Origin of the sequence: Larkinella terrae (genome assembly GCF_009668025.1) — a bacterium.
In the GTDB taxonomy this organism is placed as follows: Bacteria; Bacteroidota; Bacteroidia; order Cytophagales; family Spirosomataceae; genus Larkinella; species Larkinella terrae.
Map to the genome: position 1 here is coordinate 103,413 of NZ_WJXZ01000005.1, position 17,382 is coordinate 120,794.

At 45.9% G+C, this 17,382-nt stretch carries 23 protein-coding genes; 10 read left to right on the forward strand and 13 right to left on the reverse strand.

The features are described from left to right. Positions 1–1,125 precede the first annotated feature (1,125 nt). Together GJJ30_RS10140 and GJJ30_RS10145 are read left to right on the forward strand one after the other, a co-directional pair. A complete protein-coding gene (locus GJJ30_RS10140; RefSeq protein ID WP_154175034.1) occupies positions 1,126–1,557 on the forward strand; it encodes a hypothetical protein in 432 nt (143 codons plus the stop codon). 318 nt (positions 1,558–1,875) lie between these two features. After that, a complete protein-coding gene (locus tag GJJ30_RS10145; RefSeq protein ID WP_154175035.1) occupies positions 1,876–2,346 on the forward strand; it encodes a response regulator in 471 nt (156 codons plus the stop codon). Positions 2,347–2,409: 63 nt separating this feature from the next. On the opposite strand, the gene GJJ30_RS10150 is transcribed toward GJJ30_RS10145, so the two are convergent. After that, positions 2,410–2,637, reverse strand: coding sequence for a hypothetical protein (locus GJJ30_RS10150; protein ID WP_154175036.1), 228 nt, complete (start codon positions 2,635–2,637; stop codon positions 2,410–2,412). 769 nt (positions 2,638–3,406) lie between these two features. After that, on the reverse strand, positions 3,407–3,796 hold the full coding sequence (locus tag GJJ30_RS10155; protein WP_154175037.1) for a response regulator: 390 nt from the start codon (positions 3,794–3,796) through the stop codon (positions 3,407–3,409). 227 nt (positions 3,797–4,023) lie between these two features. Here GJJ30_RS10155 and GJJ30_RS10160 point away from each other — a divergent pair, with 227 nt between their 5' ends. Then, positions 4,024–4,497 carry a response regulator gene (locus GJJ30_RS10160; RefSeq protein WP_154175038.1) on the forward strand — a complete coding sequence of 158 codons (474 nt, stop codon included), beginning with the start codon at positions 4,024–4,026 and terminating at the stop codon, positions 4,495–4,497. Between the two features lie 87 nt (positions 4,498–4,584). Here GJJ30_RS10160 and GJJ30_RS10165 read toward each other — a convergent pair whose 3' ends face one another. From GJJ30_RS10165 to GJJ30_RS10210, 10 genes are all read right to left on the reverse strand, one after another. Further along, positions 4,585–5,007 carry a response regulator gene (locus tag GJJ30_RS10165; RefSeq protein WP_154175039.1) on the reverse strand — a complete coding sequence of 141 codons (423 nt, stop codon included), beginning with the start codon at positions 5,005–5,007 and terminating at the stop codon, positions 4,585–4,587. A 314-nt stretch (positions 5,008–5,321) separates the two neighbouring features. Then, positions 5,322–5,543, reverse strand: a complete 222-nt coding sequence (locus GJJ30_RS10170) for an SOS response-associated peptidase family protein (protein WP_154175040.1) — start codon at positions 5,541–5,543, stop codon at positions 5,322–5,324. A 12-nt stretch (positions 5,544–5,555) separates the two neighbouring features. After that, complete coding sequence (locus GJJ30_RS10175; RefSeq protein WP_154175041.1) at positions 5,556–5,834, reverse strand: hypothetical protein; 279 nt, start codon at positions 5,832–5,834, stop codon at positions 5,556–5,558. 72 nt (positions 5,835–5,906) lie between these two features. Further along, positions 5,907–6,122 (reverse strand): hypothetical protein, encoded by a 216-nt coding sequence (locus GJJ30_RS10180; protein ID WP_154175042.1) that lies wholly within the window; start codon positions 6,120–6,122, stop codon positions 5,907–5,909. Positions 6,123–6,322: 200 nt separating this feature from the next. Beyond that, on the reverse strand, positions 6,323–6,670 hold the full coding sequence (locus tag GJJ30_RS10185) for a hypothetical protein (RefSeq protein WP_154175043.1): 348 nt from the start codon (positions 6,668–6,670) through the stop codon (positions 6,323–6,325). A 49-nt stretch (positions 6,671–6,719) separates the two neighbouring features. Continuing rightward, the gene (locus tag GJJ30_RS10190; RefSeq protein ID WP_154175044.1) at positions 6,720–7,142 is read right to left on the reverse strand and encodes a hypothetical protein; all 423 of its coding nucleotides are present in this window, start codon (positions 7,140–7,142) and stop codon (positions 6,720–6,722) included. Next, positions 7,132–7,413, reverse strand: coding sequence for a hypothetical protein (locus GJJ30_RS10195; protein ID WP_154175045.1), 282 nt, complete (start codon positions 7,411–7,413; stop codon positions 7,132–7,134). Before GJJ30_RS10195 ends, GJJ30_RS10190 begins: the two co-directional genes overlap by 11 nt. 567 nt (positions 7,414–7,980) lie before the next feature. Next, a complete protein-coding gene (locus GJJ30_RS10200; RefSeq protein ID WP_154175046.1) occupies positions 7,981–9,051 on the reverse strand; it encodes a fatty acid desaturase family protein in 1,071 nt (356 codons plus the stop codon). A 279-nt stretch (positions 9,052–9,330) separates the two neighbouring features. Next, entirely contained in the window at positions 9,331–9,573 is a 243-nt protein-coding gene (locus tag GJJ30_RS10205) for a YtxH domain-containing protein (protein WP_154175047.1), read from the reverse strand. A 395-nt stretch (positions 9,574–9,968) separates the two neighbouring features. Beyond that, the gene (locus GJJ30_RS10210; protein WP_154175048.1) at positions 9,969–10,262 is read right to left on the reverse strand and encodes a hypothetical protein; all 294 of its coding nucleotides are present in this window, start codon (positions 10,260–10,262) and stop codon (positions 9,969–9,971) included. Between the two features lie 444 nt (positions 10,263–10,706). Between GJJ30_RS10210 and GJJ30_RS10215 the strand changes: the two genes are divergently transcribed. From GJJ30_RS10215 to GJJ30_RS10245, 7 genes are all read left to right on the forward strand, one after another. Beyond that, complete coding sequence (locus GJJ30_RS10215; RefSeq protein WP_154175049.1) at positions 10,707–11,039, forward strand: winged helix-turn-helix transcriptional regulator; 333 nt, start codon at positions 10,707–10,709, stop codon at positions 11,037–11,039. 9 nt (positions 11,040–11,048) lie between these two features. Continuing rightward, positions 11,049–12,140, forward strand: a complete 1,092-nt coding sequence (locus GJJ30_RS10220) for a fatty acid desaturase family protein (protein WP_154175050.1) — start codon at positions 11,049–11,051, stop codon at positions 12,138–12,140. A 23-nt stretch (positions 12,141–12,163) separates the two neighbouring features. After that, positions 12,164–13,066, forward strand: a complete 903-nt coding sequence (locus tag GJJ30_RS10225) for an SAM-dependent methyltransferase (protein WP_154175051.1) — start codon at positions 12,164–12,166, stop codon at positions 13,064–13,066. 20 nt (positions 13,067–13,086) lie between these two features. Beyond that, positions 13,087–13,941: a transglutaminase family protein gene (locus GJJ30_RS10230; protein ID WP_154175052.1), complete on the forward strand. Its 855-nt coding sequence runs from the start codon at positions 13,087–13,089 to the stop codon at positions 13,939–13,941. Between the two features lie 84 nt (positions 13,942–14,025). Next, the gene (locus tag GJJ30_RS10235; protein WP_154175053.1) at positions 14,026–14,526 is read left to right on the forward strand and encodes a hypothetical protein; all 501 of its coding nucleotides are present in this window, start codon (positions 14,026–14,028) and stop codon (positions 14,524–14,526) included. Positions 14,527–15,585: 1,059 nt separating this feature from the next. Continuing rightward, positions 15,586–15,762, forward strand: coding sequence for a hypothetical protein (locus tag GJJ30_RS10240; RefSeq protein ID WP_154175054.1), 177 nt, complete (start codon positions 15,586–15,588; stop codon positions 15,760–15,762). A 367-nt stretch (positions 15,763–16,129) separates the two neighbouring features. Then, a complete protein-coding gene (locus GJJ30_RS10245) occupies positions 16,130–16,705 on the forward strand; it encodes a hypothetical protein (protein ID WP_154175055.1) in 576 nt (191 codons plus the stop codon). A gap of 146 nt (positions 16,706–16,851) precedes the next feature. Here the strand turns inward: GJJ30_RS10245 and GJJ30_RS10250 are convergent, their stop codons facing one another. Continuing rightward, positions 16,852–17,355 carry a hypothetical protein gene (locus GJJ30_RS10250; protein WP_154175056.1) on the reverse strand — a complete coding sequence of 168 codons (504 nt, stop codon included), beginning with the start codon at positions 17,353–17,355 and terminating at the stop codon, positions 16,852–16,854. Between the last annotated feature and the right edge of the window lie 27 nt (positions 17,356–17,382).

The window sequence follows — 17,382 nt, forward strand, 5'->3', positions numbered from 1 at the left end:
AGGCCAGGAAGGACTGCGTTTAGAGATAACGGTAATGAGGCTCTTTCAATCGGGCAGGTACTTTACTCAATGGCCTAGTCTCCATGTAATCAAGCCCAAAATGGGGCTAGTTTGTTAAAAAGAGCCTTAATCTGCTTAATTAGTTAGTTGAAATTAAAAATTAATACGCCAGTAAGGGAATTTAATTTGCGGAGCGACGTTATTAGGGTACCTGCTTCTCTTCATTGGCTCCGGAATGATAGGACTTTCGTTCTGCTCATATCGCATCTGTTTTAGTCCAGCACATCTTTTTATATCTAAGGAAACCTGGCTAATTACTTGTTTCCTTGCTTACCTTTTTTGATTATCAAAATGCCCTTCTTAACCGTGAATAAACATGCTGATTTAGATCAGAACTTACAGATTTCGTCTTGGAATAAATTATTAGCTGATACTGTTCTGCCGAATTTTGGATTCAGACATTGGTCTGATCCGCTACCCCTCCTTAAGGTATCGAGGATAATTAATATTCCGTTTCGGTCTACATTCCTAAAAATGAAACTGGATTACATGTATGAATAGATCACCAAATTAGTATAATTAATACAGGAACATTTAAAAAAGTGATGGATCAACTAGCAATAAAATTACAGAAATTACTGGACTACTGCACTCTTACCGATGGCGGATACCAACTCTCCAATTTTCACAAATCGAATGCCTTAAACGGCTCCAAACTGTTTCGTCTTCATTTCAGACGAGGGGGTAATGTATACCCAACTACTTTTGATGTTGCCATCCATTATTCAACTGGCTTTGTGGTTGACTATAAAGACCGGGAACAAGATACCACAAGGCTCCATTTTCTTGATTTTGAGTCTGTTGTTATTTATCTAACCACCAAATGAAAAGCCAGCGCATATCCGGAAACTTTATTAAGTTTGAGAAAGGCGCAGGTCGAAGATCTTCCCCTTTCCGATTTTCCACTATTAAGTTTGTGAAGCGGAGGATGTCTAGACGGAGGTAAACTTGTAATTAAAAGCCGTATCAAAATAGGTAGAGGTTGCAAAACATTAACCTGATCCGCACTGTTAAAGGGACTAGTTTAAGAAAGGACAAACCGTATAAATAGCCCGTCTGCTGGTCATGAAAACAATAGTTGCATTTGTCTTTATTTTGCTTCTTAACGCTTGTCAGTCGGGAAAAGAGCAGGAGCCAGAGGCTTGCCAGCCTCCCCTGTCGTTGATAGCCCAATCGAATTGTGAAAGTGGCTATCAGGGAACTTATTTAATTGCTTCAGATTACAAAGAGACCACCGGGGCGTCCATACTTTTTGAAATCTTTCCCCAGAAAGACACCTTGAGCAATGATATTAGTGTTAAATCCGCCTGGAAAAACGGTTCTAATCAACATGAGCGGATTCTGATCAGTGATACGGTCCTGGGCAACTCCCCTAAATTTTTGGTACAAATATCCATAAACTGTTCGGGGACCGAGCTTAAATCCAAATACTTTGCCTTTGTCAAACGCCCCGCTGCAAATCCAGCCTGTTTTGTTTGGAGGCAGGTAAATACTTGAGGTGACACACTATATTATTCATCACGAATTCTAAATGGTAGGCAAATGGAAGACTCCCTTCCAATCATTGCCAGTGTCCATAAAACGAGTGATTTTGGGTGTAATAACCGGACGTTTATTTAACAAATAGCTTTTCTGGTAGTTACTATAAATTACCTTCCTTTTTTTTCAACAAGGTCCCTTTTCCGCTCCTTTAAGTAGGTGAGTCGGCAAACTGCACCACTACTCAAAGTTCTTTAATCCGTTTTTAGTTTATTCATTCAGTGCAAACATTGCACTTTCAATTTTTATTCTATACCCCAACCCCAACACATACTCATGAACTCTTCAACCCAAAAGCCGAATCTACAGAAGGGTTGCCTGCTTGTTATTGAGGACGGTCAGGATCAGTGGATACTGATGAAACTTGCCATTAAATCTGCCATTATGGGGGTTAAACCGATCAGGGTTACCAACCCGAAGGAGGCATTGGCCTATCTGAACGACTGTCTGACTGTTGGTGTAGAATTTCCATCGATGATCTTACTGGACTTATACCTACCCGAACGAGAGATGGGATGGCACCTCCTCCATGAAATCAGATCGTTACCCGCTCCGGTAAATCTGATTCCGATTGTCATGCTGAGTAGTTCCAATGACCAGGGCGATATTTCGAACTCTTATAATCGAGGTATCACTGCCTATATGGTCAAACCCACCGATACAACTTCCTGGGTTGAAACCTTTCAAATGCTGGGAGAATATTGGCTGAAAACGGTGTCGCTGCCTAATCATACCAATTTTTGGTAGTTAAAAGATCTCCTTGTTCCTTTCCAATAATGAGTTTGAAAAGTGGAGATTAATTGATTGAGATTATTGGATCATTCTACTTGAATTAGGTGTTTTGACCGGATAATTGGCCGTACTGTTTATAAAATCGGATAGGACCTCATCTGTGTTGTACTTTTCAAAAGAAGACCAGATGCCTTCCCCCATGTATATTCCTTCCCGACCCACAGAGAGTCCCTGTTTTTGTAAATACTCAACGAATCGGGTGAGAAAAACAGTATCGTTTTGTTGAATCTGGATAATTTGAGACATGAGTATCGGTTTGTTACGGTGGCGGTAGAATGTACAACAATTATTGGACCAAACCATTGATTAACTGACGCTGCTTCCTCTTCGATCATTCCATAAGGCCGTTAGCTTGTTTTTCGAGTGTTTTTCCACCGATCAGGGTATCTGTGCTACTTGGATGTAGTTATCCCTTTATGGAAAAAAAAGTATACAACACCATCTCAGAGAATTAGAATGGATTGTCAAAAGAGGGTTTAAATTGAGGCATCATCCGTTTGAACGAACCGATCCTTCAGTCATTATGGACGCGATCACTTTGATCCGCGCCTATCGAGAAATAGAGAATCCATAAAACGAGTGTTAAAAAACAGAGTAGAATGTGACTTTATGGAACTGACTGAATCTTAATAGAAATCGGAAACTCATTCCAACAATTAACGTACGGAAACCAGCGCAGTTTACGAGTTAGGGAACCCGAGGTTTCAGAGCTAAGACAACTCGGAATCCTGCAAAGCCCTTTATAAATCCGGGTGAAAATCTACCGCCTGCACGGTCACCTTATCTGCCTGTTTCTCAATCGCCGACTCGGAACATTGCTCAGCAAATCATAACCGGTTTTGCTCTGGATCTCATCAATGCTGTCCCTGAAACCGCTCCACGGCTGATCACTGGCCGCATTGGTGTTAGGTATCCAAACCGCAATAACCCGCGTCTGCGCGGTGAACCGGATGGGGAGTTTTTTCGTCGCCAGGTATCGCCTAGTTCTATTTTCGGAACTAGGCGATCACTACTTCTAGCCGCTTAACCAGGTACGGGCGAAGTGTTTAACCAGCTCTTTCATTTCCTCCTGTGTCTCTGGTTTGACAAAAACGTTTGCGGCCCCGGCTTGAATAGCTTCCTGATGAACCTTCTTTGATTCAGACCCGGTGAACAGCACGACCGGCACACCCTGACAACAGGGATGGGCCAGAAAGGTCGGTAACCAGTCCTTGCCAGTTTGACCCGGTAAGTTGTAGTCCAACAGAATCAGCCGGGCCTTTGCTGCGGTGGGGTGGTTGTCTAAAAAGGCTTGAACAGAAGCGTACCAGTTTAGCTCGATGGAAGGCTGCCAGGCAATAAAGGCATGATACAGTAGTAAAGCTTCTTCCTCATCATCATCAATCATTACCACTCGACTTTTCATGGTAGTTGTACGGCATTAAGCTTTCTTTTCCTGTAGGATTCAGATTAACCTATATCAATCCATTTAAAACGTCAATTGTTTCATTTGAGAGCCAGAATTTTATCGTAACCTCAGGTTCTGCGGAAATAACTTGGAGTTGGCAGCTAGTAAGCGTACCTTCCCCATCCTTAACCCAGAAGGTGTCCCGGGGCTGGCACCGTGGTCTCCCTCACAATCACCCCAAATGAATGCCCAACCTAACTCAATCAACCCGCAACCCACAAAAGATCAGCATCCTGGTCATCGAAGATGATGCCGATGAACAGATCATTATCCGGCGGGCTATTGGCGAAGCCTTCCAGCAGGTTGACGTGATGCTAGCCGACGGCCCAGTGAAGGCGCTGGATTACCTAAATCATTGTATCACTACTAGCTTACGAGTACCCCATCTCATCTTGTTGGATCTGTATCTACCTGACCGGGAGGATGGCTGGAGGCTGCTGGCAGAAATCCGGGCACTAGCTCCCCGGCTTCGGCGTCTTCCCATCGTTGTCCTGAGCCGCTCGGACTCACCCGAAGATATCCGGACTTCCTACGACCGGGGGGTAAACGCGTATATGGTCAAGCCCGAAAGCTTTGAAAGATGGGTCCAGTACCTGCAAACTCTGAAAGACTATTGGCTGAACACGGCAACATTGCCGGACCAGCGGTTCTTTCCATAAAAACCTTTCTTCTCGGTACCTGGGTGGCTAGAATAGCGTCTGGCCTGCGCCGGATTTTGTTTGTCGCATATTTGGAATTGGTAGGATTCAATTCCAAATATGCGGGTGCACGCAGTGACGCCAATAACCAATGATCCAATGCAACTGCTCCTTGGTCTGCTGGTAAACGACGGCTTTTTTGAAAAAGCCCTGAATGGTCGTCTCATAAGCCTGATTGACCAATTGCGGAGAAGCATCCGTGGACAGAAAAATAAACGGAATGGCTTTCCGGCGCAGGGTTTCGTTTTCATCAATAGCGCGCCGAAGCTCCAGTCCACTCATCAACGGCATGTTGATGTCACAAAGAATGATGAAGGGTTGCTCTAGGGAGGCGAGCAGGTATTCCAGAACCTGCTCGCCGTTCGCAAAAAAGCGGATTGGGTTGGGCACATTAAGCTCCCGGATGATTTCTTCAAGAATAAACTGATCATCCTCGTCGTCTTCGATTATGATAATTGGCCCCGTAAACATGCATTGAATCGATTTACAAAGTGTAAAGAAAAATGCCTGGTTAAAAGATGCTGGTTGATCGCAGGCTAATTCCGGTCGAAGAATAAAACGTTTCGCCGTTTCGATTGTTTAAGAAGTATTTTTCTAATCAGCACTGCAAACCCGGCAGGTCATTACCTCCGGCAAACACGGGAACTGGGTTCAGAAAATGAGTGCATCCAGCCGTGATAGTCTGATACTGATTAATTTGGGACAGCTCGAAACAAGGGACATTACCGTCACTAGCAGCGGCAAGGTCCACCAGGTGATGGTGACCGTTAGGGCAGGCAACCACCTCAATGCTTAAACCCGACGAAGCCACCAGCCCAGGCGGGGATTAATCCCCATTTAAACAGTTGGATTTGGTTGGGTTTACCTACTGAGATGACTGGCAAAATCGGATGAGCAAAACCGCTGCCCTTCTCGTAAGGCGTAAACTCAACTGCAGGAGCCTGAACGGCTTTAAATTGCTTGACTAACTCCCCTAACGGGGTTACGGCTTTAACGTTGTAACACATCCGAAGCAAGGCTTAAAAGGTAGCTTCATATTGATGCTGTTCCATATTCCGAATGTCCTGCCAAGCGTCCTGGAACCAGTCGAACGAATTGGTTTTAAAGTAAACTACCGAAACCCATTCCGGATTACGATCCATATTGCCATTATGAATCGAGTATTTCCGCCGCCCCTCATGTTCTGTAACGGTCGCAAAATGGAAATCACGCAGTGGCCAGGTATAAAAACGACCTTGTTCATTGACTGTCCAACCTTCAACCAGTGCAATGTGATCTAATAAATCCTGTTCGTCCATTTTCGTTTCAGTCGAGTTAATATGCCAGTAATCAGGTAGTCCGGCTTTAATGTAATTTTACAATCATCAACGTTAATCCGGCAGGCCGGTAATGGTATGGATGCCGGCGGTTAAAGAAACGCTCAGTTTTTTGCCAACCCATTGGTATATATTAATACCTCCAGCTTCAAGTGCATCGGTGGTATCTCCTTTTTGGAGCAATACTCCGATTACCGTGATCCGTACTGATTCCCGACAGACAAATCCATTCACCGTCTGGGTAAACAACTTATCAAATAAAATAGTCATATTCGTACCAGTCCCGACTTTACCGGCACCACCTTAAATTGCGGAATTAAGTCAGACCGTTTGGCGGCCTGTGTATCCGTTAAATGTAAAATTGTGTTAGCCACCCCCCGCACCAGGTAGGGCATTTTATCGCAAGGAAGAATTCGAAGCGCTGCTGATTTGCGCTGTTTTGAGAGCATTTTAGACATATATTGTTAGATTTATTGGTTGGCAATATGGGTGGTTTCGAGCCAGTCAATAACCTCCTGGGTCGTAGTAAATTGCAGTGTGGTGTGATGCTTTTTCGATTGGTCAGACCGACCCGCCAGTTCCATCAACGTAGAAATCTGACAGGAAAACGCCGAGCAGCTTCCGTTCACCAGTAGTTGAACCGAATTACTCTGAACCAGTAACAATTCAACTGCACCCCGTTCCGGTTGGTCTTTATCCAGGAATAGAAGCTCGACCGAGTTTCGCCCGGCGTGATTTATTTCCCCTAAAATCTGATTGTTGCGTAAACGATGGCGGCTGGTTAGCTCCCCAATGGCCCACTCTAATAGCGTTTTCATGGCATGGATTAAAAGTTAGTTTGATTGAATCGATCGTTCACTTCACCCGTTATAAGGTTGGACCGTGCCAGGGGTTATCGATTGAAGAGAAATCAGGCGTAAATTCATTCCATTTTTCTTCCGGGACTAAATAAACGTCGATTGTCTGCTCTATCATACCGGGTAAGTTACTGGTTTGTTGTTTTCTGAAAGGCAAATCCGCAACCACGTACTTTTTCGCCGTGCTTCCCTCGAATTGTTCCGTAATACTTAATCGCTCCCCGTACCTAAAGTCTGCCAACAAGCTTCCTGACATATCGGCATGCAAATGATGGGCTGTGTGACGGTCGGAATTGTCATAGACAAAAAAACGCAGGATGGTTAGCATAGTACTTTTTTGGGTAGTTACCACTCCAATCATGAAAAGATGTTTAACGCATACCTGTTCTCCTGCCTGGAAAGGAATGTCGATCGGATTGAGGTTAACTTTCACGCTGAAAGGTTTGAAACTGCGGGGAGGATACTTGCCTTAAAAATACTGGACAACCAGGTTGGCCATCCTGGAGCAAGGGAATAGACGGCCTTACTTCCGGCTGGCGCGTAAACAGGGATAAACCAGCCGTTGTAAAGGGGCCGAATCTTTCTAAAATGGATGGTTTCTGATCAATGACGGGACGGAAGATTCTTTGTAAAAGATCCCTGATACCAGCAATTTGTAAAAAGCTAACGCGATAAACTTTAAATCGAAATCCTGATAAGGTCATGGCTGATGGGTAAAAAATGAACATAATTAGTTATCGTGATCGAACGGGTTGTATATTTCAATTACAAAAGAACCTGATTGGTGGAACGTAAAATAATTCCACGAACGAGCGTAGTAGGCGACAGGGTGCTAGGGCAGATTAACGGAGGACCCAATAGGGTGAAGCGGAGGGACCGTTGAAGAGGTAGCTATATACACTGAACAGTTTATTTTCACTTAAGTTGCCCGCAGGAGCATTTATAATTTGCGAAATTCGCCCGGGAAGTATCACCAAAGGCAATCGGTTCAGGTTAATCGCCCTAAAAAACGGAATTGAAGTTATTGCCGGGCTAATTGATCGTTGGCCCACTTTTGGGCACGGCCAATTTCCGTTAAGGTAATATCTCCCGTACTATACTCCCCCCGGTTTTCAGAAGCAATTAACTTCCAACGGTCGCATCGGCCCACTATTCCATACAACACCGAGCCATCAGATCCCCAAAAACAAGGTGTTCTGGGGTATTCGCTTTCCTGTTCGCTCCATTCCATCCAATTTTTAATTAAGACTATTACATCCTTTCGCTCCCACTTAATTACCCAACCTTTTCAACATCCTGATGTGAGACGCAATGGCTTTAAAAAAAGATTCCTTACGGTTGTAAGGAATGGCGTACTCCTCAGCCGTGCGTTGAACAATTGAAGACAACGCGCGGTAATGAATATGGGAGATGGTCGGAAAAAGGTGATGTTCAACCTGAAAATCCAAACCACCAATAAACCAGGATACTATCCGCGGACTCGAAAAATCCGCTGTTGTCTGGAGCTGATGAATAGCCCAGGCGTTCGTAATCAAACCGTTCTGGTCGGGGGCGGGCTGCTCGGCTCCTTCAACTAGATGAGCCAGTTGAAAAATGGTGCTCAAAACCAAGCCCGCAATGAAGTGCATCACCAAAAAACCTATTAGCCACTGCCCAAACGTTAGTTTCGTAATGGCCAGTGGCAATCCGACGATGAACAGCACGTAGATCAGTTTGCTAGTGATTAAAAGGCCGATATCATAATTCGAAAACGGTTTGACCAGCTTATTTTCTGTGCGGTGATTGTATTTATAGGCTTGCCGGAAGTCTTTTACCAGGAAGGACAATGTCATTAACCCGTAGAGGAAAAATGCATAAATATGCTGATAGCGATGGATCTTCCAATAGGGGTCACCCCAGGATAACCGAAGTAAAAACTTGCCCGTAATGTCTTCGTCAACCTCATGAATATTGGTATAGGTATGGTGAAGCGTATTGTGCTGAACCTTCCAGTTTAAGACATTTCCTCTCAGTAAATACAGGCTTGAACTAAACAAGGCGTTAACCCAGGGGTGGCTCGAAAAAGACCCGTGGTTCGCATCGTGCATTACTGCCATACCTACGCCGGCTGTACCCAGCCCCATGACCACCGCCAATCCCAGGCAGGCCCAGGGTGAAAACTGGTAGCTTAAAATCAAGCTGTAGGGGAGCAGCAGTAAGGTTAACATAAAGATGCCCTTTCCGATTAAAGACTTGTCTCCCTGCTTGGAAATGGCCCCCTGCTTGAAATAAATTTCTACCCGTCCCCGCAGGACTGAAAAGAATTGGGATTTGTCCCGGTTGGAAAATTTAACGAGTTGCATGGGAAGGTGTTTACATTCTTTATTAGTATTGTTTGGTTACAATCCAGAATTCGTCAGGAACAGAAGCGTGCTCGTCCGAACGATGCTATTCAGCCGTGCAAAAGAGCGGAGGTAAACTAAAAAGAGCGGAGGTAAACTAATTAGATGGTAGTGGCTTGTAAATAGGCGTAGAGCAACAGCTGGCTATGCCGAGCCCTGTAGGCTGAAGAAAATAAAAAAAACCTGGTCAGTTATGATCAGGATTTCTTTTCATATCGTTGAGTACGAGAGATGCTGCTATTACGTTTTGACGGCCTGCTCAATCTGGCCCACATCTTTATTTGCTAAGTTATTGGCCTGCGATTTTAGGTTTTCCACCGTTTCTTTTTCCTGGGCCATTGCTTTATTCCACTGACTTTTTACCCCCTTCGTTTGTTCATCGATGGCTCTCGATAATTGGGAACGACTTTCTTTTCCCGAGCGCGGAGCCGTCAGGTACCCAATCGCTAAACCCGCTATAATTCCTGTTAAAAAAATTTTCATAAACACTAGCTTGATGCATTGATAGAATATAGGACTAAATCAAAACCATGCCAGGATCGCAATAAAACGATAAACCAGGGTTAGGAGGCAGGCATGCCCTATTCCTCCCATTACTTGGCTGGGGTTCAGGTGGGATCATGGGGCTTTCATTGCCCAATTCGGGACGATATGCACTACCAACTGCGTAACCAAGAACCTGGCAAAGTTCCAATACGAAGATACGCTTCGTTGCTTTCGCCGATTATTTCATGAGAATTGGGGTAAACTCCTGGCAGGAGGTGATACCGGCCCCTTGATAAGGTCTGTTCCGGAATGAAGTTGCCCAAGTAGCGTTTACCAACTCGGTACCTGACTCAATTGGCAATATCCCTACCACCTGGATTAATAAACTCGAATTACTGGCTTCCTTCATACGGATAAACCTCGTAGATCATCGCCATTGAAGTTCCGTCGGAAAACTCAATCTTTTTTAAGAGTCGCAAAATGCCTTGGGTGTAATCGGTTGGTGCAGAATTAAAGGCCGCGTAAAATTGACGGTTTACACTTGCTGGTTCACCTTTTGTTTTGAATAACATGTTAACTTGATATCCCTCTATCCGTATATCAATCAACTCAGCGTCTTTCGGTAAAGTCACCTCATTGAATCCTGGAAATAAAATAATGGTATTCAGTTCGTCAGGGATCATCATGCCAGGGAGAGCTATACTAATAAGAAAAAGTAGGGCGAATTGTTTGATAACCGCATTCTCGATAAAGCCGTTCGGAAAACCGATTTTTCATGTCGCACGAATCACAATTTACTCCAGAGCGAACAAAACGCCTGTGGGCTGATCGCTTCGGTTTACAGCATCAATGGCCATAGTCTACTTTGTTGATATTTAAATTAATGTTCATTTTATGAACTAAGGTTGTCACTTACTGCGTTGTAAGTTTGTAACCTCTGCTATAGGGCCCGCACCGGTGCTTCACTTTTAACTCTCTTTCTTCCCTGCTAGTTTGCTGTGCCATTGGCGACAACCGCCGAACGATTCTATTTTTAACCTGTCAGCCTCATCGCAACACGTTTAACGTTTTTTCACGGCCGTTTGGCGGTCATCTGAATCGAGTCGGTTCATGGCTCAAAACCCCGTCCAATGGTCCCCAAAAACCGAAACAATGTACCCACCCCGGTGGATTTTACCCTCATTAGTAAAGCCCTGGTCATTATTTCCGGCAAATGGCGACTGACGATTATCCTGCTGATCGGGGAAGACACGTTTCGCTTCCGGCAATTTCGTGAGCAGTTACCATCCATGAGTGAGAAAATGTTGGCGGGCGAGCTGAAAGCCCTGGTGGCACTGGATGTTTTAACCCGAACGGTCTATGCCGAAGTTCCACCCCGGGTCGAGTATTCCCTTACTAAAAAAGGCCGACTGGCTTTACCTATCCTGCGTCAATTGCAGCAGGTCGGCCACTTATTTAACTGACGTTACTATATGCAACTCAAATTCACCAATACGACACGATCCGCTTTCTTTGCTACCGTGCGACAGCGCGTCGATGGCTACTTTAAAGAAAGAAGTCTTTCTACCCACGCCAATATGGCCATGTGGATTAAAGCGGGTTTCTTTTTAGGTGGCTATCTACTTTTGTACACCCTTATTCTGTCCAACCAATACGGCCCCTGGACAATGCTGGCCATGGCCGTGGGATTAGGGGCTTTTGCCGCTTTTATCGGCTTCAACGTTTCCCATGATGCCCTGCACGGCGCTTTTTCGTCCCAAGGCTGGGTCAATCGGCTCCTGGGCAGCAGTTTTTATCTATTAGGAGCCAACCCCTACGTCTGGAAAATTACCCACAATGTGGTTCACCATACGTACACGAATATTCCCGGCCACGATGAAGACATCGAAATTGCACCCGGCTTGATTCGGGTGGATGTGGACGAGCCGGTACGGTCCTGGCAGCGCTTCCAGCATTGGTATGCCTTTGCATTATATTGCCTGGCTTCCCTGTCGTGGGTATTTCGCAAAGACTACCACAAGTTCTTCAAACAACAGATTGGTCAGCATGATAATTCCACTCATCCCCAGCGGCAGTATATTATGCTGTTTGCGACCAAAGCGGTTTACTATTTTTTCTTTCTGGTGCTACCCTATCTGGTACTAGACATCTCCTGGTGGCAGGTGCTGATCGGTTTTATCCTCATGCACCTGGTGGAGGGTCTGATCTTAGGACTGGTTTTCCAGTTAGCCCACGTGGTGGAGGGTACCTCGTTTCCGGTTCCGACCGAAGGCGTGGGAATTGAGGAAGCCTGGGCGATCCATCAGTTGCGAACAACGGCCAACTTTGCCCCCCGTTCGGCGGTAGCTGCCTTTTTCTGTGGTGGACTCAACCGCCAGATCGAACACCACCTGTTTCCTAAAATCTGTCATATTCATTACCCGGCCATTACCGCTATTGTCAAGCGAACCGCCCATGACTTTGATCTTCCTTACCTGGAAAATTCCAGCTTTTTCTCGGCGATCCATTCCCACTATCGTCTTCTAAAAAAATTGGGTCGGCGGGCCGACGTTTCGGCCGCGTAGGTCAGGACTTACTCTACAAAACAATGGCTAATCAACAGGATTTGGAGTTTACCTACTCCACGATTGATCAGATTTTTCGGTTGAGCATGGGGCAGACCGGTGACTACAGCGGAGCGATGTACAACGGTAATTTTGAACTAACCCTGGAACAGGCCCAGCGGCAGAAACACCGCTTCATAACCGAAAGCCTTCACATCAACAAAGAATCAAAAGTCCTCGATATGGGTTGTGGCTGGGGACCGTTCCTGACCTACCTGAAAGAACGGGGTGTAAAAGGGACGGGGGTAACTTTGTCATCCGCCCAGGCGGCTGCCTGTGTGGCGAATGGACTAATGGTGGAAGTAAAGGATTGCCGGTTGATCACACCGGAAGACTATGGGTTATTCGATGCCGTCACCTGCATCGGTGGGCTGGAACATTTCTGTTCGATTCAGCAATACCAGGCGGGTGAGCAGGATGAGGTCTATGCCGATTTTTTTCGCAAAGTTCATGCGTTATTGCCTGTAGGGGGTCGGTTTTACATGCAAACGATGGTCTTCGGTAAAAACAGGGTCCCGCTCGAACAGATCAGTCTGCAAGCCCCCAAAGACTCGGACTCCTACGCGATGGCACTGATGATTGCCCAATTTCCGGGTTCGTGGCTACCCGATGGCCTTGAGCAGGTGGTTCGCAGTGCAGGGCCCTATTTCAAGCTAGTGTCGCAAAGTAGTGGACGGTTGGACTACATTGAAACCATTGGTCAATGGCGAAAGCGGTTCCGGGCCTTTCAGTGGAACAAATACGCCTTATATGTCTCACTGTTACCCCGCTTACTGACTAACAAGGCCTTTCAAGATTTAATCGCTGTTTTTCGTAGGAGTCCAAACCGCATCTGTTTTCAGCGTCAGATCATGGACCATTACCGGCTGGTGTTCGAAAAAGTGTAATCGTTTTTATTCAACCCACAATGGCTATCCGAGTCGCTTTAGACCACCATACCCAATACAACTATGATCGAATGGTTTTTCTGTCATCCCACCTGGTCCGATTAAAACCAGCCGCTCATTCCCTAGCTGCCATTGAATCGTATTCGCTGACGATCGAACCGGCCAATCACGTGCTGCACTGGCAACAGGATCCTTTTGGCAATTTTGTTGCCCGGGTCGATTTCACGGATGCCGTTCAAACCATGACCATTCAGGTTCGGGTTGTGGCCAGGCTGGAACCGGTTAACCCCTTCGATTTTTTTGTGGATACCGACGCTGCCACCTTTCCGTTCGAGTATAATGCCCAGCTCAAAAAAGACCTGGCGCCTTACCTGGAGTATTCAGAGCCGGGACCCTATCTACGTCAATGGGTAAGGCAGGTCGACCAAACCAGGCGGGACACGGTGGACTTTCTAATCCGTCTCAACCAACAGCTTTATCAAGCTATCACGTATACCGAACGTCTGCAACCCGGCGTACAAACCGCCGAAGAAACCCTGCAACGGGCGATTGGTTCCTGCCGGGACTCGGGCTGGTTGCTCGTGCAGATTTTGCGGCAAATGGGCTTAGCCGCCCGTTTTGTTTCAGGGTATCTGGCTCAGGTGTCCGGGGATGATTCACAGACGGATTTGCTGGCTTTGCACGCCTGGGCGGAGGTTTACATTCCTGGAGCGGGCTGGATTGGCCTTGACCCAACTTCGGGAACGTTGACGACGGAAGGCCACATACCGCTGGCTTGTACGCCACAACCGTCATCGGCAGCGCCGGTTTCAGGTACCAGTGATCGCTGCGAAGTTAGGGTAATCTACGCCCAAACCTTAGTCCACATACCCTAGATAAAGATTCTGCCATTTTATAACTGATTTTTTCTCTTATTTCCTGCTTACCGAAAGGCATTAACCCAAAATCTATCAAACGATATGACGACTAACACCGAACTGATAAAACTATGCTTGATTCGTGTTCATAAACTCATCGAGTCGCTCACCTTCTACCGGGATTCCGATGAAAAAGAGCCTTGGAAAGCCACCTTTGCCGAATTAATAATGACCGTTGATGATTTGCTGAAGCATTTCCGGCAACTGGGACAGGAAATTGCTTTTACCGAAGCAGTAGGAGTAAACGGAAAGATTCAGGATATTACATCGCTAGTGGTCTGGATGCGTTCCTGCTTGCCGGCCTTGATTACAGATTTATCTGATCATCTCCCAGCCAACCGATTAAACCGGTATTTTAATCAGGGTAACGGCTATTTTGCCAATGGCTGCTTTTTTTCCGTCGACTACGACAATGAACAGGCATTTTTTATTGACGATCAGCGAATTTATTTAAAGCATCACTTGGTGCGACTGGTTGATGAAGTGGAATCCTATCTGTCATTCCCTAATTCACAACAGACAAACAGACCTAATCTGGCATAAAATTCATGCCTTGACAGATTTTTGGAATCTGGCCCTAAATAAATTTAAATAGGATATACCTATGTGATTGTAATTAAGGTAATAACCGGAACATTGCACCTGTTATTCCTTTCGTTTATTAATAAAGCATCCGGGATCAAATACCCCAGATGATTCGAGTGCTCCTGGCCAATGCCGAGGAGTTGAACAAAGGCCCATCTGTTACGGCATGATGCACGCATTTTGCTTGGTGACTACGAAGTAGTGCCTAAGGATAATGTACTACCTCCTGGTTTTGATTGGACCACATATTTTCAGTAAAACTTTTGCCCAATAGGTTGTTAACAGGCAATTGGTAAACAGGGGCCGCGGTCACAGGTATTTCTTTTTAATTATTTCTTGTCCAAATGCCATTTATTTACGGTACCTTTCTTGTCAACTAAAACCTAAAATCATGGCCCAACAGAAAGCTCCTACGAAAGGTAGTGACAAAAAAGAAGCAGCAAAAACGCTGAAGGAGAAGCGAGCAGACAAGCAGGCCAAACGCGATAGCAAAAAAGATTATTGATTTGGATTAATAATCTTTTTACGCAAACTACTCAGTTGCTTACTGCTTAAATACCCAAAAACCTCCAACGGCGACTAAAAACGTCGTTGGAGATAGATTCAGGGATGGTTAATAGGCACTATCAGATTAGCGCTATTGACAAGCAAAGTCCTGATTTCAAAAATTTTCCTCAGACCTTTCATAGAGATGTCTGCTTGACAGGGAACGCTATTTCTTGTGATGATAGTTTATCCACCTCGGTCCACCGATGTAGCCAGGATGGTAAGCGTCGTTTCCAACTTGTCCCAATTACAAACTGAAAATAAATACGCTTAATCAGGAATTAATACGTGGTGCATTCGTTATGCCTTTACCTGCTTCTCCTTCAACGGCCCATTTTCTGCTTTCCCGGGCTATTTCTCGAGCTGCGCATTGAGTGATGATTGCTTTTTGATGAGGCAATAGTGCGTTTTTTGCAAGGACTTTCGAGCTTTTCGGGACTTGCTTACTTTTTCACCTTAAACTTTATTGCCATGAAAGTATTCCGAATCGTCCTGATCTCACAGCTGCGTCGTGCCCTGAAGGTGACAACCGCTGGAATGATTCTAAAATGGATTTTTGGTCCCTTGGCCGAATTAAAAGATCCGTTTCATACCAACACCCGGCTTGCTCCCCAGCCTATTCCAATAGAAAGAGGGTCTTGGAGATGAGCTTTTGATAATACTTGGTAAACTATCCTTATAAATCCAGGAACGAGACGTTCATCGGCCTCAGGCTATTGGACTTAATAGCTACTCTTTTGCCATTCATGCGGACCAGTCATCGCTAATCAACAGCGAATCCTTTTGGCGGAGTGAGGCACAGGATATATTACTTTCTTTACCTGTCGGCTGGTTGCTTAGGACGTTTCCAGCCCTTTGTTATTTCCCCGGTGGTTCTGCTGCTGGGGATTTCTTTTGGTTACCTTTTTACTGCCACATCGAATTCTGACAGACCACGTAACAGGGCGACCGAATAAGTAAAACCTGGCATGCCGTATGCTTTCACCTCGTATCATTGTATCAGATACCTACGGATATGAAAGCACTGTTACTCATCGCATATACCTTCCTGATCACCTCGGCGAACGCTCAGGATAAAATCGAGGGCGTTGGCCCGTTCAAGATCGGCAAAACGAAGGTGTCCGACCTGACCGGGATTGCTCAGTCGCTGGGGGCGAAGTTCGAGGAGGTGCTACCTGATACCGTCGAAGCAATTCAAAAAGGCAAGGTCGGTAGCCATGCAGCAGAAGGGTCACTGTGTCCTAATACCAAAAAGTTTAACGCCCACAAGCTCAATGTTGCGGGCGTGAATTTTAATAATGTGTTCCTTACTTTTTACAGGGGTAACCTAGTCGATTTTTGGTCTGATGGATCGTCAGAAATTGAGCAGGCATTTACCGAGAAATATGGATCAGGCAAAGCTAAAGGTGAAACAATTGCAACCTGGCGTGGCAAGTCCGTACAAGCAGACTCCAGAACTGACCAGCATCACTACTTCAACGTATCGCATATTAGCTTAGCCTATGAAGCGCAAATGTGCAATCGGAAAGCCTTCGAGAAGGTCCGTTCAGAATACGCAAAAAGTAAAAATAACCCACTAAAAGACCTGTAGACAGATCGCATCGCTACGCATCCGTTTTGCCCGTCGCTGGGGCTTTACAGCCACTTTCTCGCTTCGATTTAAGGATGAGGAAGGCAGCGGCCAGTCGGATTTGCTCACGGCGTCTTTTGGTTGAACCTGTTGTTTTTTCCATTGCGTCAAACGTGAATAAGTTCGTTTTCCTCTACCTCAGATTCCAGTAATTGCTCCAGATTCGTAAGTCCGCGCCGGATGAGGTAGCCACCCGAATAGACGTATTCCGAACCCGAGATAAACGCGCCGAACCAGCGCCGGGCCAGCGGGAAATGAAAGGCAACCTCTTCGGGACTAAACCGCTCGGGCTTGTACTCGAACGAGTAGACCGGTAGCTGACGAATGGCCCGGTGGTAGACCCTGTACCCCTCGGGCATTTCGACAAACCTTTCATCAACGCAGGAATCTGTTTCGGACAAACTCCAGGCTTCCCCGTCGGCGGGCTGGCAGTCGCTGTAGTGGGCAAGCGGATGAACGCAGTGATCCTCTCCGGCAACACCCTGCGTATACCGCACCGAACCGGCAGTTACGAAGCACCAGTTCGTGCGGGTAACCATGAAGAAATGTCCGCCGATTGGCTCGGCCACCTGGCTCTCACTCAGATAAACCTTGATCTTGAATTGGGTCATAATGCAATGTTCGCCCGTTGCGGCCAA

Coding starts and splice junctions, on each gene's coding strand:
- GJJ30_RS10150 (WP_154175036.1), bottom strand. CDS start 2,637: ATGTCTCAAATTATCCAGATTCAACAAAACGATACTGTTTTTCTCACC.
- GJJ30_RS10250 (WP_154175056.1), bottom strand. CDS start 17,355: ATGACCCAATTCAAGATCAAGGTTTATCTGAGTGAGAGCCAGGTGGCC.
- GJJ30_RS10200 (WP_154175046.1), bottom strand. CDS start 9,051: ATGCAACTCGTTAAATTTTCCAACCGGGACAAATCCCAATTCTTTTCA.
- GJJ30_RS10145 (WP_154175035.1), top strand. CDS start 1,876: ATGAACTCTTCAACCCAAAAGCCGAATCTACAGAAGGGTTGCCTGCTT.
- GJJ30_RS10180 (WP_154175042.1), bottom strand. CDS start 6,122: ATGACTATTTTATTTGATAAGTTGTTTACCCAGACGGTGAATGGATTT.
- GJJ30_RS10225 (WP_154175051.1), top strand. CDS start 12,164: ATGGCTAATCAACAGGATTTGGAGTTTACCTACTCCACGATTGATCAG.
- GJJ30_RS10245 (WP_154175055.1), top strand. CDS start 16,130: ATGAAAGCACTGTTACTCATCGCATATACCTTCCTGATCACCTCGGCG.
- GJJ30_RS10215 (WP_154175049.1), top strand. CDS start 10,707: ATGGTCCCCAAAAACCGAAACAATGTACCCACCCCGGTGGATTTTACC.
- GJJ30_RS10140 (WP_154175034.1), top strand. CDS start 1,126: ATGAAAACAATAGTTGCATTTGTCTTTATTTTGCTTCTTAACGCTTGT.
- GJJ30_RS10165 (WP_154175039.1), bottom strand. CDS start 5,007: ATGTTTACGGGGCCAATTATCATAATCGAAGACGACGAGGATGATCAG.
- GJJ30_RS10235 (WP_154175053.1), top strand. CDS start 14,026: ATGACGACTAACACCGAACTGATAAAACTATGCTTGATTCGTGTTCAT.
- GJJ30_RS10185 (WP_154175043.1), bottom strand. CDS start 6,670: ATGAAAACGCTATTAGAGTGGGCCATTGGGGAGCTAACCAGCCGCCAT.
- GJJ30_RS10230 (WP_154175052.1), top strand. CDS start 13,087: ATGGCTATCCGAGTCGCTTTAGACCACCATACCCAATACAACTATGAT.
- GJJ30_RS10195 (WP_154175045.1), bottom strand. CDS start 7,413: ATGACCTTATCAGGATTTCGATTTAAAGTTTATCGCGTTAGCTTTTTA.
- GJJ30_RS10205 (WP_154175047.1), bottom strand. CDS start 9,573: ATGAAAATTTTTTTAACAGGAATTATAGCGGGTTTAGCGATTGGGTAC.
- GJJ30_RS10175 (WP_154175041.1), bottom strand. CDS start 5,834: ATGGACGAACAGGATTTATTAGATCACATTGCACTGGTTGAAGGTTGG.
- GJJ30_RS10220 (WP_154175050.1), top strand. CDS start 11,049: ATGCAACTCAAATTCACCAATACGACACGATCCGCTTTCTTTGCTACC.
- GJJ30_RS10155 (WP_154175037.1), bottom strand. CDS start 3,796: ATGAAAAGTCGAGTGGTAATGATTGATGATGATGAGGAAGAAGCTTTA.
- GJJ30_RS10240 (WP_154175054.1), top strand. CDS start 15,586: ATGAAAGTATTCCGAATCGTCCTGATCTCACAGCTGCGTCGTGCCCTG.
- GJJ30_RS10210 (WP_154175048.1), bottom strand. CDS start 10,262: ATGATGATCCCTGACGAACTGAATACCATTATTTTATTTCCAGGATTC.
- GJJ30_RS10160 (WP_154175038.1), top strand. CDS start 4,024: ATGCCCAACCTAACTCAATCAACCCGCAACCCACAAAAGATCAGCATC.
- GJJ30_RS10170 (WP_154175040.1), bottom strand. CDS start 5,543: ATGTGTTACAACGTTAAAGCCGTAACCCCGTTAGGGGAGTTAGTCAAG.